Origin of the sequence: Myroides albus (genome assembly GCF_024722315.1) — a bacterium.
Lineage (GTDB): Bacteria > Bacteroidota > Bacteroidia > Flavobacteriales > Flavobacteriaceae > Flavobacterium > Flavobacterium album_A.
Window position 1 is genome coordinate 2489178 of the sequence record NZ_CP102754.1, and the last position, 18161, is coordinate 2507338.

The 18161-nt window shown below is 34.4% G+C and carries 16 protein-coding genes; 12 read left to right on the forward strand and 4 right to left on the reverse strand.

Features of this window, described 5'->3' with window-relative positions; all coding sequences use genetic code 11:
• Positions 1–345: 345 nt before the first annotated feature.
• Together NWE55_RS11370 and NWE55_RS11375 are read right to left on the reverse strand one after the other, a co-directional pair.
• The gene (locus NWE55_RS11370; RefSeq protein ID WP_155091778.1) at positions 346–1080 is read right to left on the reverse strand and encodes a DUF4369 domain-containing protein; all 735 of its coding nucleotides are present in this window, start codon (positions 1078–1080) and stop codon (positions 346–348) included.
• A gap of 2 nt (positions 1081–1082) precedes the next feature.
• Positions 1083–1406: a YbaB/EbfC family nucleoid-associated protein gene (locus NWE55_RS11375; RefSeq protein WP_155091777.1), complete on the reverse strand. Its 324-nt coding sequence runs from the start codon at positions 1404–1406 to the stop codon at positions 1083–1085.
• A gap of 509 nt (positions 1407–1915) precedes the next feature.
• On the opposite strand from NWE55_RS11375, the gene NWE55_RS11380 reads away from it, so the two are divergent.
• The 9 genes from NWE55_RS11380 (at position 1916) to NWE55_RS11420 (ending at position 10477) form a co-directional block, all read left to right on the forward strand.
• Positions 1916–2233, forward strand: a complete 318-nt coding sequence (locus tag NWE55_RS11380; protein ID WP_155091776.1) for a GNAT family N-acetyltransferase — start codon at positions 1916–1918, stop codon at positions 2231–2233.
• Between the two features lie 490 nt (positions 2234–2723).
• Positions 2724–3251 carry an NADPH-dependent FMN reductase gene (locus NWE55_RS11385; RefSeq protein ID WP_155091775.1) on the forward strand — a complete coding sequence of 176 codons (528 nt, stop codon included), beginning with the start codon at positions 2724–2726 and terminating at the stop codon, positions 3249–3251.
• A 146-nt stretch (positions 3252–3397) separates the two neighbouring features.
• Positions 3398–3967 carry a PH domain-containing protein gene (locus NWE55_RS11390; protein ID WP_155091774.1) on the forward strand — a complete coding sequence of 190 codons (570 nt, stop codon included), beginning with the start codon at positions 3398–3400 and terminating at the stop codon, positions 3965–3967.
• Positions 3960–5471 (forward strand): PH domain-containing protein, encoded by a 1512-nt coding sequence (locus NWE55_RS11395; protein WP_155091773.1) that lies wholly within the window; start codon positions 3960–3962, stop codon positions 5469–5471. Before NWE55_RS11390 ends, NWE55_RS11395 begins: the two co-directional genes overlap by 8 nt.
• Before the next feature lie 79 nt (positions 5472–5550).
• Positions 5551–5862 (forward strand): hypothetical protein, encoded by a 312-nt coding sequence (locus tag NWE55_RS11400; RefSeq protein WP_155091772.1) that lies wholly within the window; start codon positions 5551–5553, stop codon positions 5860–5862.
• Between the two features lie 96 nt (positions 5863–5958).
• Entirely contained in the window at positions 5959–8022 is a 2064-nt protein-coding gene (locus NWE55_RS11405) for a S9 family peptidase (RefSeq protein WP_155091771.1), read from the forward strand.
• Positions 8023–8109: 87 nt separating this feature from the next.
• Positions 8110–9141 (forward strand): cysteate synthase, encoded by a 1032-nt coding sequence (gene capA, locus NWE55_RS11410; RefSeq protein WP_155091770.1) that lies wholly within the window; start codon positions 8110–8112, stop codon positions 9139–9141.
• Positions 9142–9267: 126 nt separating this feature from the next.
• Positions 9268–9690: a hypothetical protein gene (locus tag NWE55_RS11415; RefSeq protein ID WP_155091769.1), complete on the forward strand. Its 423-nt coding sequence runs from the start codon at positions 9268–9270 to the stop codon at positions 9688–9690.
• Positions 9691–9739: 49 nt separating this feature from the next.
• Entirely contained in the window at positions 9740–10477 is a 738-nt protein-coding gene (locus NWE55_RS11420; RefSeq protein ID WP_155091768.1) for a hypothetical protein, read from the forward strand.
• A gap of 140 nt (positions 10478–10617) precedes the next feature.
• Here the strand turns inward: NWE55_RS11420 and NWE55_RS11425 are convergent, their stop codons facing one another.
• Together NWE55_RS11425 and NWE55_RS11430 are read right to left on the reverse strand one after the other, a co-directional pair.
• Positions 10618–10770 (reverse strand): hypothetical protein, encoded by a 153-nt coding sequence (locus NWE55_RS11425; RefSeq protein WP_196216218.1) that lies wholly within the window; start codon positions 10768–10770, stop codon positions 10618–10620.
• An 84-nt stretch (positions 10771–10854) separates the two neighbouring features.
• A complete protein-coding gene (locus NWE55_RS11430) occupies positions 10855–12348 on the reverse strand; it encodes a SulP family inorganic anion transporter (protein WP_155091767.1) in 1494 nt (497 codons plus the stop codon).
• Between the two features lie 183 nt (positions 12349–12531).
• Between NWE55_RS11430 and NWE55_RS11435 the strand changes: the two genes are divergently transcribed.
• From NWE55_RS11435 to NWE55_RS11445, 3 genes are all read left to right on the forward strand, one after another.
• Positions 12532–13413, forward strand: a complete 882-nt coding sequence (locus NWE55_RS11435) for an outer membrane beta-barrel protein (protein ID WP_196216217.1) — start codon at positions 12532–12534, stop codon at positions 13411–13413.
• Between the two features lie 81 nt (positions 13414–13494).
• The gene (locus NWE55_RS11440; protein WP_160339103.1) at positions 13495–14370 is read left to right on the forward strand and encodes an ABC transporter ATP-binding protein; all 876 of its coding nucleotides are present in this window, start codon (positions 13495–13497) and stop codon (positions 14368–14370) included.
• 4 nt (positions 14371–14374) lie between these two features.
• The gene (locus NWE55_RS11445; protein WP_258204069.1) at positions 14375–18040 is read left to right on the forward strand and encodes an ABC transporter permease/M1 family aminopeptidase; all 3666 of its coding nucleotides are present in this window, start codon (positions 14375–14377) and stop codon (positions 18038–18040) included.
• Positions 18041–18161 lie beyond the last annotated feature (121 nt).

Below are 18161 nucleotides of genomic sequence, written 5' to 3' on the forward strand. Positions count from 1 at the left end.
GTCAATTAGAGGAATGATGGTGTCAGGTGATGTCTGCTTCACCCAAATAAAGCGTAGTGACAAAAGGAGGAGTGCCTATAGCGACTGGTAGATTCGTGAGGAATATTATTTTGGGGGTAGATTGCTTTCTGTAAAAATTTCACCTTCCTAAAGTAAATCAGGTGTTTGGTATTAAAATTCAATACCTGTGGGATCGCTCTATGCTTATAGAAGCTTTTTTAAGAAAGTAAAGTGAGTAATTCCTCAATGGTATAGGATAAGGTTTAAATTGAAACAGAGAATCTCTTGTGTAAGCAAATTCTTCTTAATAGAAAACGCCTCTATATAGAGGCGTTGATATTTTTGTTATTCTTGTACAGTTGTCATTTCTTTTCGCTCTGCGATGAACTCTTTTAATTGCTTACCGTATTTTTGGTTTGCAATATTGCTGTCTAAAGAGTTGTAGATAGTATCTAAGTATTTGATGTTAGCATCATATAGATCAGTTAAAGCTATGAATGGTGCAACGTCAGAGTTTTTGTGGTTAATGGCAAAGTTAATTGAATTTAAGTATTTTCTATTGTTAAGGCGCTTGTCTAAGTTGACTAAACTGTCTAAGGCATGTTGATTGTTTTCTTTACGAGCATTGAACATCTCTACAATCAAGCCATTCTGTTTGTCTATGACAGATCCGCGTACTTTCAAATACTCCTCGTAGATTGGTTGATTGGTTGACCCTGTCACCTTTGCTTGTGCATAGAATTTCTTTAGGTTGGTCTCAATATTAATCTGACCAGGTTCTGCAAAAAATCCCAATTGATTATCTTGAGAAACAGTATGACCTCTATCTAATGTCAAATACAACATTTCAGGGCTTTCAATATCTAAGGCAAATTTAAAATTGGCATTTCCTCCATTTACGATTAATGAGTCAACAGCTACCAAGGTTGTATCTTGCATCTGGTATAGATAAAGCTTTCCTTGATTCAATCCCTCTACATTTCCTGTAATAACTGTATTCCCTTTAGAAGATGTACCATCATTACAAGAGGCAATTAATAAGCCGCTAACTAATAAAAGTGAGTATACTATTTTTTTCATAATTATTTGAATAGGTCCATTCCTGGAATATTAGGCATACCATCTTTAGCTGCTGCAGCTAATTCGGCGTCATTAACAGCTGTAGCCTTTTCTATGGTACGGTTTAATACCATAATCAAGTAGTCCTCTAACTGCTCTTTGTCATTCATTAATTCATCAGATATAGACAGTGTTCTGATTTGTCTATTGGCAGTCATAGTAACTTCCAATAATCCATCATTGCTTTTTTCATCGATTAATACTGTGTCTAATCTCTTTTTAGTTTCTTCAATTTTTGCTTGGGTTTCTTGTAGCTTACCCATCATTCCCATTAAGTCGCCGAACATATGTTATACATTAAAGTTAGTGAGACAAAAATATTAAAATCTTTTGAAGTTGTATATAGATGTTATAGAATACTTAAAGTAAACGTTAACCTCGTTGGAATTAAGAGTGTTGCGTTTTTAGTTGTTTATCGTACGCTTGTGAAAAAAGAGTGAATAGCCAAAGGGAATAGGTACTCTTTAGACATAAAAGAACATTTTTATGTACAAATCAACCTGTCTTTTTTTGAGCAAAATGCGTGCAAAGGGCTATGTACCCTGACTTTGAAGGTTTGTCCTAAAAATGTATAAGGCATTTTGTTCGGATATTGGTGCGACCAAGTACGGAATTTACTGGGAAAATGGCCTTTTATCCGAACAAACCACCTCTAAAGCCCGAACAAACTGCCTATCCACGTAGGAGTAATTCATTGAAATAACAGTTAGCAGGTAGTTATTAATCTATATTAAGTGTCTTTGAGAAATAATGGCTATATTTTTGAAGTATAAACAATAGATAAATACAGCCTATTATGAAAGATGAGTTTCTAAATTTGAATTTGTATAAGAATATGCAAGGTAATCGCTTTGAATTAACTGTTGATGGTTATACTGCTTTTATTGATTTTCAAGAAGAAGGCAAAGTGATAAAGCTGATTCACACAGAGAGCCCTGAAGAATTAGCAGGTAGAGGAGTAGCTATGGCATTAGTCGAGAAAACGCTACTTTACATTGAGCAGAATCAATATGAGTTAATTCCTCTGTGTCCTTTAGTGTATAGTTTTATAAAGAAAAACAGCGATTGGAAACGAGTTGTTTCCAAGGAGTTTTCGGGATATGATAATTTGTAAGTAAGATATCGGCTTTTTTTTATTTGCCTCGATGTGTTCTTTTGATGGTCAAACTTTTTAAGAAAGATCACTTGTTTTCCACTGTATATAAATCCTGTTAAAAAAGGGGGGGTACAGCTTTGTCTTTTGGTATTTTTTTCATTCCTGTGACGTGATTTGAAGTGACTATTTACAAATGGAAAGCAAAAGAAAAAGCGGTTAGACAACAAACTTTTTTTTGCTGTGATAAAGTGAGGGAAGGGAAAATAAAAATAGTAACTTACAATAAATTTCAATTGATTAATAGGATAGATAGAGTGAATAAACAATTCTGTCAATTAGATTTCCCATTTGTTCTGACTTAGATTCAATCAAAGGAAGTTAGGGATGCAGGAAGTTACCTAAATCTGATAGGCAGTGAGTTTGTCATCACATGAAGTAAAAAAGAGAACATAGAATCAAGTAAATAAAGAATACAAATTATAAGATTGCTAAAAAATTAAATATAACTATGAAAATATTAGCCTTTGCAGGAAGTACATCAAGTACCTCGATCAATAAGCAATTAGTTGAATTTACCTGTTCTCTACTTCCAGTAGGGGAAGTTGAGGTAATAGATTTGAATGATTACGCTGTACCAACATTTTCTGTAGATGAAGAAAAACGAGAGTTTCCTGAAGGAGCTATTCGCTTTTTGGAAAAAATAAAAGGGGCGGATGCAATTATTTGCTCTATGTCAGAACACAACCGAAATTGGACTGCTGCTTTTAAGAGTTTGTTTGATTGGAGTTCGCGTAAGGAGTTAAAAGTGTTTCAAGACAAACCGATGTTTGTGATGTCAACCTCTCCAGGAGGCTATGGTGGTCAGAACTCGCTCAATATAGCTAAAACTGTTTTTCCTTCTTTTGGAGGAGATATCAGGGAGACATTTGCCCTACCCAAATTCTATGAGAATTTTGATGTAGTTAATGGTGTGATAAACGCGGAACTGAAAACAGAATTAATCGACAAAGTAACTAAGTTTACTTCAGAGTTATAGCGAATTTTGACCATTTGAAATGGAGAGCTAAAGGGGAATCTTTGGCTCTCCATTTTTTGTAAAAGACAGTATTCAAAAAGCGATTATATGAAATTATATACTATATTTAGAACTGAATATTAAGTGAGTTTTAGTGCGTTATTACAATGGAAGATTTTGTCAATAATCAGGTGGAAGTGAGTAGTATTCCTACCGTAGAAGAAGTGGTGTTTGTTGGTTTAGATAAGCAATATTTTAAAATTGTGTTGTTCTGGGCTATCATTCGTTTGCTGTTGTGTTTTGTCATTGGATTGAGTGTTTTTTTCTTCAGTGATCTTGTCGAAACGGCTTTGTCAATAGAAAAGAATAAATATGTTTTATCCCTGTTTATTATTTGTATAGGAATATGCAATGTAATCTTGAGTGTACTCGCTTTTAAACAGAAAGGATATGCTGTAAGAAAGTATGATATCATCTATCAAACAGGACTTATTAATAAAAAGCAGATCGTCATCCCCTTTAATAGGGTGCAACATATAGAGGTGTACGAAGGTGCTATTGCAAGAATATATGGTTTGTGTGAATTAGAGTTTTTTACAGCTGGAGGACAAATGGGGGATTTGAGCATTCCTGGGCTTAAACTACAAGATGCAGAGCGAATTAAAGCTTATGTCATCACCAAAGTACAGCCTTTGGCGGTAACGGAAGATAGCTTAAATACGGAGGAGAATGAGTAAAATAATAGACTTTTACCAAGTACATCGACAAGATCCTATCGGTATCATTGTCAACTTTCTCAATGGTTTTCAAAAATTAGCTCGGGCTTTTTTGCCTATTTTATTGATACTTTTCGTTCGCATAAGTCGTTCGGATTATAGCATTTCTATGAGTTTGGTTTATGGCGTTATTTTGGCAATTGTCGTCTTATCGGTATTTGCTTATTTGAATTATCGCTATTTTACTTTTTACATTGATAGAGAAACCGACTCTTTCGTGATTTCAAAAGGAATCATCAATAAGAGTAAAACGATGATTCAACTGAGTAAAATTCAACAAGTAAATATCAATCAGTCGTTTTTAAATAAAATACTGGAAGTCTATGCCATTGAAATAGACTCTGCAGGTAGTAGCGCTAAGGAAGGTGTCATACCAGCAGTGTCTTTAGAAGTTGGACAGCAGCTTAAAGAAACGCTTTTAGCATATAAGCAATCTGTTGAAATACAAGGTGAAACTGATATAGAAAAGCAGATTCAACAAGAGGAAGAGCAGTTGAAGCAGATTAGTTTTTCTACTTTGTTTAAAGTAGGTGCGACATCAAATTATCTGTATACCATTGGAGCGTTTATTGTATTTATGAATACCCTTTTCTATGAAGGATCTCGAATCTATAAGGGCATTTATCAAGAAGATCCTCTGAATTATATCGAAGGTAAGGAGATTGTTCTAATAGAAATTATAGGGTATTTTGCTGTTTTTTTATTGGCAGTGCTACTCGTGAATCTGATACGAACCATTATTCGTTATTACAATTATCAGATTGTATTGAAGAATGGCAGTTTATTTTTGTCTTATGGACTACTTCACACCAAGAGTACAATTATCAAACCTTCAAGGGTACAGATTGTAAAAGCAACAAGGAACTATTTTCAAAAGCTTTGGCAGATTACTAATTTTAAAGTCTATCAAGTTGCTGGGAGTGATGCTAAGAATAAGAAAACGGCTTTGGAAATTCCCGGTTGCTCAAATGAGGAAATGAAAGACTTGTTCTACATGTTCTACAATAAGGAGTTTACAACAGAGGGAGCGACGTTAAAGCACAATTATCGCTATTTTGGATTTAGATTTTTTTTCTTGGTTGTACTTCCCTTGTGTGTGGGTTACTTACTGATGCATAGGGAATTTGACATAAAATGGGTTGTAAGTTCAATGGTTGTGTACTTCGTTTTTTCCACTTTTTTGATTTGGAGATACTATCGAAATGGAGCTTTAATTGTGTCAGATGATTTTATTTGTATCCGTTCAGGGGCGTGGGATATCACCCATACTATAGTTCAGGTACACAAGATTCAGAAGATAGTCGTTTCTCAGCTTTGGTGGCAAGCGGATTATAATGTTGGTAGTTTAACCATTTACACAGCTGGAGGAAAGATTGGGTTTAGTACTTCAAAGTACAGAGAGCTTTGTCGTCTTCGAGATCAGTGGCTCTGTGAAGTGGAGTACCAAAACAAGGCTTGGATGTAGTGACAAGAGGAAATAGGTACTGCTGTGGTCATGGAGTATCAGCAAGGTGTTGAGAGACATAATAAAGAAATATAATAAAATGAAATTAAACAAAGTAATAGGTTATTTAAATGCGCTATTGAGTATGTCGTTAGGCCTTTTATTTTTTATAGGATTAATCTACGATAGTGGTAGTTGGTTGTTAAATACACTTGTTGGAGTAGTTAGTATTGCGATTGGCTTTGTGTTTTACAAGAGGACAAGGGCGATGAAAGTATTAAAGGGCGACCAATTTGTTTCTTTCATTCGCTATGATATTTTGTCTTCAAGTTTAGCACTCTTTGTTGTGTCATTGCTATTTGCTATGGCTTTTTATAGAGTATTTGTGGAGAATTATGCGGTATTTGGTTGATATATAGTGCTTTATTTTTGTGGGTAATTCATTTAAAAGGCGTTAATCTATTTTTTGCTATTAAAACCTTACTTTTGTGTTTTAACAATAGTAATAATGAATAAAGATATAAGAAAAGCTCCTTTAGCAGCTATTAAGCCGCACGAAATTACAGCACATAATCACACGCGAATTGATAATTACTTCTGGCTAAATGACAGAGAAGATCAGGAAGTTATAGATTATTTGAATGCAGAAAACGCATATTACGAAGCGGAAACTGCACATACGAAGGCTTTTCAGAAGGACTTGTTTGAAGAAATGAAAAGCAGAATAAAAGAAGATGATTCATCAGTGCCTTATTTCTACAATGGTTATTACTATATCACTCGTTTTGAAAAAGGAAAAGATTACCCTATATACTCAAGAAAATTAGGGAGTTTAGAGGCTGATGAGGAAATAATGTTTGACTGTAATGAAATGGCTGAAGGCCATTCCTATTTCCATTTGAGAGGAATTAATGTAACAGAAGATAATCAATGGGCAGCTTTTGCCGTAGATACAGTTTCACGTAGAGAATACGTGTTGCACATTAAAAATTTGACTACAGGGGAGATTCTTCCTTTATCTATCGAAAAAACGACAGGAAGTTCGACTTGGGCATCAGATAATAAAACACTGTTTTACTCTCGTAAAGATGAGGTGACACTTCGCGCGGATAAGATTTTTAAACACAAATTAGGTACGGCTGCAACAGAAGATGTATTGGTGTATTATGAAGAAGATGAGACATTTGATACCCATATTTACAAAGAGAAATCTCGCAAGTATTTAGTGATAGGCAATGACAGTACTTTAACAAGTGAATGTCGCATCCTTGAGGCAGATAATCCCGATGGAGAGTTTAGAATCTTTCAAACAAGAGAAAGAGAAGTAGAGTACACGATCTCTCATTATGGTGAGTATTTTTATATCATGACTAACTTGGATGATGCAGATAACTTTAAGTTGATGAAATGTCCGACAGATAAAACTACTTTCGAACACTGGGAAGAAGTTATAGCACATCGCGAAGACGTATTGTTAGAGGGGGTCGATATTTTTAGGGATTACCTTGTTATTTCGGAACGTTCAAATGGATTACCTCATTTGTGTATTATGCCTTGGAACGCCCCAGAGAATGCGTATTATTTGCCATTTGAGAGTGAAACTTATAATGCTTATACAGGTATTAATGTTGACTTTGATACAGAAATACTACGATATGGTTATCAATCGCTAAAAACACCTTCTTCGATTGTTGATTTTAATATGCGTACTCAGGAGAAAACAGTGCGAAAAGAACAAGAGGTAATCGGAGATTTTGACAAAGAGAATTACATAGAAGAAAGAATATGGGCTACTGCTAAAGATGGAGTGCAAGTGCCAATGTCCTTGATTTACAAAAAAGACTTACAGAAAGACGGAAATAACCCTTTCTTGTTATACGCTTACGGATCGTATGGATATTCGATGGAACCTTACTTTTCGACAACTCGATTGAGCTTAATTGACAGGGGATTTGTCTATGCAATTGCTCATGTAAGAGGAGGTGAGGATATGGGACGTCAATGGTATGAAGACGGAAAGTTATTGACAAAATGGAATACGTTTGATGATTTTATAGCTTGTTCTGAGCACGTAATCGCTCAAGGTTATACTTCACCTAAGCACTTGTATGCTGAAGGAGGTTCAGCTGGCGGTATGTTAATGGGAGTAATCGTGAATAAGCGTCCTGATTTATACAACGGAGTAATCGCTCAAGTTCCTTTTGTAGATGTGATGACTACGATGTTGGATGATACAATTCCATTGACAACAGGAGAGTACGATGAATGGGGGAATCCAAACGAAAAAGAGTATTACGATTATATGTTGTCCTATTCGCCAATAGACAATGTCGTTGCTCAACAATATCCCAATATGTATATCTCTACAGGCTTACACGATTCTCAAGTTCAGTATTGGGAGCCAGCTAAATGGGTGGCAAAACTGCGCGTGACAAAGACCAATCATAATCAGCTGTACTTAGATACGAATATGGATGCCGGTCACGGAGGAGCATCTGGGCGATTTGAGTCTTTAAAAGAGGTGGCTAAAGAGTTCGCTTTTATGTTAGATTTAGAAGGAATTAACGCTTAGTTAATTTCCTTTTTAGTAAATTTGTTAGAATAGTAAAATTGACAAATGTTTTCACTAAAAACAGGTTGTCATTATAATTAAATAGTTATGAAAGAAGATATTCAAGCTTTTGATAATGTATTGTCTTTTATCGGAAATACACCTTTAGTTAAACTACCAAAAGTAACGGAAGGCTTAGCAGGAAATTTCTATGGAAAAGTAGAAGCATTTAATGCTGGGCATTCTGCAAAAGATAGAATTGCATTGTATATTATTGAAGCTGCTGAGAAAAAAGGACTTTTAAAACCAGGAAGTACAATCGTAGAAACAACCTCAGGTAATACTGGATTTAGTATTGCTATGGTAAGTGCTATTAAGGGATATAAATGTGTATTATCAGTAAGTGATAAATCTTCTGCGGACAAAATTGATATGCTTCGTGCAATGGGAGCTACAGTTTATGTTTGTCCTGCAAATGTACCAGCTGATGATCCTCGTTCATACTATGAGGTTGCTAAAAGTGTACAAAAGGAATTGCCTAATTCAATTTATATTAATCAGTATTTCAATGAGTTAAATACTGAAGCACACTATATGTCAACAGGACCTGAGATTTGGGAACAGACAGGAGGTAAGATTACCCACTTCGTATGTTGTTCTGGAACAGGTGGAACAATCTCTGGGACAGCAAGGTTTTTAAAAGAGAAAAACCCAAATATCAAAGTTCTCGGAGTTGATGCTTATGGTTCGGTGTTGAAAAAATATCATGAAACGGGAGAATTAGATCCAAATGAAATTGCTCCCTACAAGATAGAAGGATTAGGAAAAAACCTAATCCCTACAGCAACGGACTTCTCTGTTATAGATAAGTTTATGAAAGTAACTGATAAGGATGCTGCACAAGCTGCACGTGAATTGGCTCGAACTGAAGGACTCTTTATGGGATATACTTCAGGAGCTGTATTACAAGCGACAAGACAATATGCTGCACAAGGTGAGTTTGATAAGGATAGTGTTGTTGTGATGCTATTTCCAGATCACGGATCACGTTATATGAGTAAAATTTACAGTGATACTTGGATGGAACAACAAGGTTTCTTAGATGGAGAACCTAAGAATGAAATCAATTATGTGAAGTAATAAAATACGCACACATTATATTTTAAAGAAAAAGCATCAATCTTCGGATTAGGTGCTTTTTTGTTTTTTTTTAAGATTTATTTTATCGTTAAATTTGATTTTTGTTAGATACTTTATTGTAAAATTATGAGAAAAATTATTTTATTGTTAATGGGGTCGGTTTGTTTGTTTTTCTCAAACTGTAAAAAGGAAAAGACTGTAGACGATTTAGCATCAATCAAAGTAGATATAGGTGAAAATGAATTTGGTTATACTTCGACTAACCCAATTTTGATCGGTGGTGCTAAAGATAGTATCGGCCCAGAGAGTGAACGTATATATTTGAAAGAGCTAGTCGATTTAGATGGTAATCCAATTGTATATAATAGAGTAGGAAGTTGCTGTCCTTTTGCTACGGAGAATGGAAGGTATGGGAGGGGATTGCTGGATGTTTATAAAGTTTATGTAGAGGGCAAGAAAGATACAATTGAGCTGTATATGAATATGTATGAAAGAGATACTATAATGGCTCCTAAGGGATTTAAGTTTAAATATGAGATGGATTTTTAAGTTCTAATTGAATAATTATATAATTAAAGGACAATTCTAATTAATAGGTATGGATGTTTTGAACAAGTATAATTTAATGCTTGTATTCTTATTAAGCAGTGTTTTATCTTATGCTCAATTGGCTAAGATTGTGGATATAGATGGATATGTCAATGTGCGCAAACACGGTAATATTAATAGTACTATAGTAGGTAAATTTAAATCGGGTGAGATAGTTCAAATGTTTAGTGCGGATAATGAACCAGAGAATTGGATAGGTGCGAATGGTGGACAAAAGCACGAGCTGGTAGGTATGGTTTATCACAATAGATTAAAAGAGTTGATAGCTTTTACAGAGATACCTTTGATAGAGTCTGAAACAGACTCTGAATTTGTGCTTTCTGGATCTGGAGTGAAAATTGTTGTAAAAATAGCTGATTTTGACTATGAAAAGAATCAAAATAAGTTTACAAGGTATGAGGGAGAATATAGTCTTTTAGAAAAATACAATGGTCAAAAGATGTGGGGTACCGAAGGTGGTGAACCTAATAAATATTATACTTCAATAAAGATAATATGGCATGGTAAAGAAATAGTATTTCCTAAAAAGGCTTATGAGAGTATGTTTCAACCCAATGGGAAGGGTTATACATTTTGTTATTATGATGAAGAAGCTAATTCTTTATATCTAATAGGATATAACAGTGATGGTTCATCAAACTATAAAGTGTTATGGGTGTTTAAAGATGGCGCTTATCAGTACAATAATGTTTATCTTTTTGAAGATTATTATTGGTATATGTATTAGTAAACGCATTTTATTTCTTCATCCTTAATAAGTTTTTTTTGTGTTATGTTGTTGTATGATAGTTATTTATTTAATAAATAATAGGGTAGTCGAGAACTGTATGGTTGTAATTAAAAGCTATTTCAAAAAAGAAGTAGCGTTTACTTTTTGTCTTTAGGAAGATTAAAGATAATAGCAATGATAAAGAAACCAATTCCAGTAATAGTAGGAGGTAACATATCGGCTTTAAGTCCTAAAAAAATAAGGTAACCTCCTAAGATAGCAAGTAATAGAGATAGTGATATTTTAAGCATGATTATAGGTTTTTTTGATTGGTATAAGATTATAACTCAAATATAAAGAATATTGCCTAATAAAAGAATCACACGGAGTTTAATCTAATTGTTTTCTAATATGTTGTTCTTGAATAGTTTGGAGTTTTCTATTAGTCTTTTTCCTTCCGGATTGATATTTAGAACTATGACTCTCTTTTGAATATCTTCGTATTTATCTGTGACTTTTTTTAAGGCTTCTAATGCAGACATATCCACGATACGCGATTCTTTAAAATCGATAGTAATGATCTGAGTGTCTTTATCTGGTGTAAATTTCTCAATGAAAGTGGTTGTGCTACCAAAGAATAAAGGACCATATATGGCATAGACTTTATTGCCGTTCTTATCAAATGATTTTCGCGCGCGAATGCGTATAGCATTATCCCAAGCAAATACTAATGCAGAGACGATAACTCCTATTAATACAGCTAAGGCAAGATTGTGTGTTGTGATGATAATGGCAGTTACCAAGAATAGAACAAGAATATCTGCTTTTGGCATACGGGTAACTAATTGAAAGGAAACCCACTTAAAGGTAGTGATAGAAACCATAATCATTACCCCTACAAGTGCGGCTAAGGGAATTTGTTCAATAATAGGTGCCCCTACAAGTATGACTAACAAAATAGTGATAGATCCGATTATAGCTGCAATTCGGCTTTTGGCTCCTGCATCTAAGTTGACGAGTGTCTGTGCAATCATCGCACAACCTCCCATTCCTCCAAAAAAACCATTTGTCATATTAGCTATTCCTTGCGCAATAGCTTCTTTATTAGTGTTTCCCTTTGTGTTTGTTATTTCATCGACAATACTTAAAGTTAACAGTGATTCGATCAGTCCCACACCAGCCATAACAAGCGAAAAAGGCAGTATAATCTGTAGTGTCTCTAAGGTAAAGGGGATACTCGGAATGTGAAAACTTGGCAAAGCTCCACTGATGTGAGCGATATCCATTACTTTTCTCGTATCTATTTGAAAGAAAAATACGATAGCTGTAATGACCACTATAGCTACAAGAGTTGCAGGTATCGTTTTGGTTAGTTTAGGCATTAGCGTGACTATTATTAGGGTTACTACGGTCAAACCTATCATCAAGTAAAGCGGACTTCCTGTAAGCCAAGTGTCATTTACTTTAAATTGTGCAATCTGTGCAAAGAATATTACGACTGCAAGACCATTTAAAAAACCATACATAACAGGCTGAGGGATAAAACGCACAAATCGTCCAAGCTTGAAAAGACCTGCACTTATTTGTATTATTCCTGCCAGAACAACGGCAGCAAATAAGTATTCTACACCATAAAGAGCGACAAGAGAAATCATTACAATAATAGTAGCTCCAGCTCCTCCAGAAACCATTCCAGGTCGACCACCAAAAATAGCTGTGATTATCCCCATAAGAAAGGCAGCGTATAAACCTGTCAAGGGATGTAAACCTGCGAGAATTGCAAATGACAGTGATTCTGGAATCATAGTCATCGCTACTGTTAAACCAGCTAATAATTCGTTCTGAATCTTAATGTCAGCTTTTTTATACCCAAGAATGTTCGGTAGCATATCGTGAAAGTTTATAGGATGCAAAAGTAGTAGATTATAGGGGTTTCGGTGAGTATCAATTGAAAAATGTGTCTTTGTTTACTTTTTTTTATTTTTTATGCTGTTAACTATTTGTAGTTGAGAATCCTATCTGTATATTGGAAAAGATTTTTTAAACAAGTGTTAACTAAAATAACTATGGGTATGTACTTCAGATTACAATTCAATTCAGTTGCTTATTTTGTGTGTTTTGTTATTGCATTTTTGTTTACTGGCAAGACAAACCTTTTTGCCCAAGAGAAATGGGTAATAGACAAACACGAGGCTGCAGTAGGTATAGGAGGAGGTGTAGGATTTCTGTTTGGCAGTGTTCCTCAAAATTTTGATCGAAAAGTTAAAGCGGAGTTTGGAGTAGATTTTCGATATGATTATTACTTAAATCGTTATTGGACACTGGGTATAGGAACAAAAATAGGTAAGAATAATATTGCTTATGATGCTAAAGGTATTGCGCAAAATGGCTATATCGATGATAGTAAATTGAACATATTTAAGTACAAAGGGGAGTCTTATGTTGAGGAATGGGAGTTTACCAATGTGAGTATTCCAATCAGTATTCAATATATCATTCCAGGTAAAGTAGATGTGTCTATTCGCACGGGTTTCGCATATTCTTTCGCTGCTAATAGTAAAGTTGATATTCAATGGAGAAACGTCAGCACTTCCCTTGAAATGCAAGAGTATTTTATAGAATTAAATGACCCTTCTTTTATGGGGTTAGGTGATTTTTCCAGATTGCAAAAATCAAAGAATGTAAAGTTAGCTAATCGCCTTTCATGGACTATTGAAGTAGGAATTAAAAGAGAATTTGCATTTCGACAAAGCTTGTATCTTGGACTCTATGCTGATGTTGGATTGAATAATCAAGCTTCTAAATTTAAGGAAAAGGGAGCAATGCTAATTGAGTATACTGATAATGAAGATGAGCCTTTGCACCTTAATTCTCTGGTAGAAGCCTTGGGTAAGAAAGTGAATTACAATACTGCTTCATTCGGATTGAAGGCTATGTATTCTTTTAAGTGGTAAAGTGTAAAAGATAAATGTGCTAATATTTTGTAACAAAACTTAATAAATTGCTACTTATAGAGTACAATCAAAAGTGTTATTATGAAATTAGTAATTAAAAACTTAAGTAAAACTTACAAAAATGGTGTAAGAGCATTAGATAATTTGGACTTAGAAATTGGTGCAGGGATGTTTGGTTTATTAGGTCCTAATGGTGCTGGAAAATCTTCTTTAATGCGAACCATAGCAACGTTGCAAAAGCCAGATACTGGAAGTATTTATTTTGGTGATATCAATGTGTTAGAACAACAAAATGAGTTTAGGAAATTATTGGGGTATTTGCCACAAGATTTTGGGGTTTATCCCAATATGTCAGCATTAGATTTACTTCATTATTTTGCTCGCTTGAAAGGGGTGTCAAATACATCACAACGCAAAGAAATTGTAGATAAAGTACTTGAGGTTACTAATTTGTTTGAGGTGAGAAATAAAAGTGTAAGTGGATATTCTGGAGGAATGAAACAGCGCTTTGGTATCGCTCAATTGTTGTTGAATGACCCTAAGTTGATTATCGTGGATGAACCTACAGCGGGTCTTGATCCAGCAGAAAGACATAGGTTTTTAAATGTGCTAAGAGAGATTGGTACAAATAATACGGTTATCTTCTCTACTCACATTGTTGATGACGTCAATGAGCTTTGCCACGAGATGTCTATATTAAATGGTGGTAGATTACTTGAGCGTAATACGCCGCGTGTAGCTGAACAAAAATTAGAAGGCTTAATCTGGAATAAAGAGGTTAGTCGAGAGGAAGCTATTGTTTATAATGAGCAGTTGAATATCTTATCGAGTAAGTACAATCAGGACAACAGAATAAATATACGTGTATATTCAACTGAGTCTTTGCAAACAGAAGGATTTGTGCAAGTAAAGCCAAATTTAGAAGATGTGTATTTTGTAGCACTTAAAAAGGATTAAGCTTATGTTTGGAACTATTTATTCATTTGAGCTTAAACGATGGTTTAAGAGTTGGGTTTTCTACGTATATGCTGTGTTGTTTTTCGTATTGTCTTTTTTTGTAATGGCAAGTAGCATAGGTGTGTTTGATGAAGTAAAAGCGACAACAGCATCACTGTTAAAGATGAATTCACCACTTATGGTTAACAACATAATAGAGTCGTTTAATTCACTGTTGTACTTTTTGTTTCCTTCTATAATAGGAGCTTCTATTTATCGAGATTACAAGTATAATGTACACAATATTCTGTATTCTTATTCTTTTTCAAAGTTTGACTATTTAGCAGGGAAGTTCTTAAGCGCCTTTACAGTTACCTTAAGTATTTCTTTTTTGATTGGTTTAGGTGTCTTTTTAGCGACTTTATCACCAATGGCTAATTCAGACTTGCTCGGGCCTAATCTGTTTTGGAACTATATGCAAGTATATTTGTATAGTATCATTCCAAATATGTTCTTGATGGGAAGTATTGTCTTTGTATTAGTTACGCTTTCGCGCAATGTATACATTGGCTTTGTGTTTATATTAGTTATCATGGTGTTCAAGGGCTTTGTCAATGCGCTTGCAGGAGAGGAAGAATATCGTGTAGTAGCTTCTCTGTTAGATCCTTCAGGTCAGCAAGCAATTAGCTATTATACGCAATATTGGACTATATATGATATAAACAACAATAGTTTACCATTAGAACAGTGGTTTATCTATAATCGTTTGATCTGGATTAGTATATCATTGTTGTTTTTATTGTTCTTGGGAATTGTATTTCAATTTTCTCAGTTTGGTTTTACGCTTTCGTTTGCCAAAAAGGAGAAAGGAGAAAGAGTGACAAAGAATAATTTCGGAGGTTTATACCTAATCAATTTACCTAAAGTAACGTATAATTTCTCGTTTGTTCAACAATTGAAGAACGTCTTTTCGTTTGCGAAGTTAGATTATGTTCATTTGGTAAAGAATAATGTATTCCTGATTTTAGTAGGAGTAGGGTTATTGTTTATGATGTCTGTTGCATCGGTTTTATCTATGATGTACGGAACGGAGACTTATCCAGTAACAAGGCAAATGCTTGAAGTGCCAGGGTCTACATTTCAGTTTTTTATTTTAATCAATACTTTTTTAGGGGCGGGAATTTTAGTTCATAGAGGTATCTTATCGCGAATGAATCTTTTAATAGATTCAACTTCAACTCCTAACTGGGTGTTTTTTGCATCAAAGTTTATCGCCTTAATATTCATGCAGTTTACGCTGTTGATGGTTATTTTGTTTGCCGGTGTTGCAATACAAGCTTATAAGGGGTATTATAATTTTGAGATTGGACTGTATTTTAAAGACTTATTAGGTTTCCAGTGGATAGAATTTATTATATGGGCGTTGATGAGTATTGCATTTCAAAGTGCTTTTAGAAACTATATTGTAGGTTTCTTTGCTCTTTTGACGATGAGTATAGGTTGGAATTATATCAGCAAATTGGGGATTGAACAGCTTATCTTTTACTTTAATGATTTACCTACCCCAAGATATTCAGATATGGATGGTTATGGTGTAGGTGTTGGTAAGTTTTATATTTATGCACTTTATTGGTTGTTATTTGTGTGTTTTATTAGTGGATTAACCTTGCTGTTTTGGAGAAGAGGTGGTTTTGCTGGAGTCAAAGAACGCTTTGCGATTGCAAAAGACAGAGCAACAAGCATCATCGTAATCCCAACAGCTATTTTTCTTGTTGCATTTCTTGCCTTAGGTAGTTATTTATACTACGAGAATAAGGTATTGAATGTTTATAGGTCTGCTAAAGATATAGAGCTTCTGACAGTTGATATTGAAAAGAAATATAAGAAGTATGAACAATTAGCCCAGCCGAGAATAGTAGATGTTAAGGTTGACATGGATATTTATCCTGCTTCAAGGGACTTTAAAGCACAAGGAAAATACATCCTAAAGAACAAGACAACGCAGGCTATAGATACGCTATTGATAAACTGTCGTACTGATTATAAGAATCAAATTAGTATTGATGGTGCTGATTTAGTTACTATTGATAGTATCAGTGGGTATCAGTTATATAAAATGCGAGAAAGTCTTAAGCCAGGCGATGCTGTTAATATGCACTTTGTAGTTGAGAATAAACCCAATACGTTAATTCGTTCTAATTCACCTGTTTTAGAAAATGGTACTTTTATAAATAATGGTCATTTTCCTCAAATCGGGTATCAACGTCAGCGTGAACTTTCGGACAATAATGTGCGCCAAAAGTATGATTTACCAGAGAGAGAACGTTTGGCTGATCAAACGGATCCTAATGCTTTAGCTAATACCTATATATCGAGTGATTCAGATTGGATAACTTTTGAGACAACTGTAAGTACTTCTTCTGATCAGATTGCAATCGCTCCAGGTTATTTAGAAAAGCAATGGGTTGACAAGGATAGAAACTACTTCCATTATAAGATGGATCAGAAAATGTTGAATTTCTATGCTTATAATTCGGCTAAATATGAAGTGAAAAGAGAGAAATGGAATGATGTAAATATTGAAATTTACTATCATAAAGGGCATGACTATAATATAGATAGAATGATTAAGGGAGTAAAAAAATCTTTAGATTATTACACTGAGAATTTTAGTCCATATCAGCATAAACAAGTGCGTATCATTGAATTTCCTTTGACTATGGGAGCATTTGCACAGTCTTTTGCAAATACAATTCCATTCTCGGAAACAATTGGCTTTATAGCAAAAGTAGATGAATCAAATAACGATGCAGTAGATTATCCTTTTTCAGTTACTTCACATGAAGTAGCTCATCAGTGGTGGGCTCATCAGGTCATTGGGGCCAATGTAAAAGGGGCTACGATGTTATCTGAAAGCTTATCAGAGTATAGCTCCTTAAAAGTTTTAGAGCAAGAATACGGCAAAGGGCAGATGCGAAAGTTCCTGAAGGTGGCTTTAGATTCTTATTTGATGAGTAGAAAAAACGAGTCTAAAAAGGAATTTCCTTTAATGTATAATGAGAATCAACAGTATATTCACTATAACAAAGGTTCTGTAGTATTTTATACGATGAGTGATTATTTAGGAGATAAAGTGTTTAATGATGTTCTTAAACAGTATATTAAGAAAGTAGCCTTTCAAGAAGCTCCTTATACTGTAGCAAAGGAATTAGTTGATGATATTTATTTAGCAACTCCTGATTCTCTAAAGTATATGGTGAAAGATATGTTTGAGACAATTACTTTGTATGACAATTATATAGAAAAGGCTGAGGTAAAGCAACTTGAGAATGGTCAGTATGAAGTTAAGTTTAGAGCAATTGTCAGTAAGTATCGCTCTAACGATGAAGGTGAGAAGATTTACGATGAAGATGGTCCACCTAAAATCTTCTATCAAGATAGTAATGGGGAAGTTAAGGAATCTATCCGTTTAAGAGACTATGTAGAAGTAGGTGTTTTTGCGATTGACAATAAAGTTGTGGAGTCAAAAGGTGATGCAGAGAAAGTACTTTATCTACAGAAGGTTAAGATAAGTGCCATAGAGAATGACTTTACAATTATAGTAGATGAGAAGCCAAGTGAAGTGGGGATTGATCCTTATTATAAGTTGATTGATACTCAGACGTATGACAATCGTTATAAGTTGAAATAAATGGTTTTATAATTTGATTTTGAAAAGCTATACAGATTCTGTATAGCTTTTTTTTTCGACATTTAAGACATAAAAAAAAGAGATTGCACATTGTACAATCTCTTTTTTTATAACTCTTAGA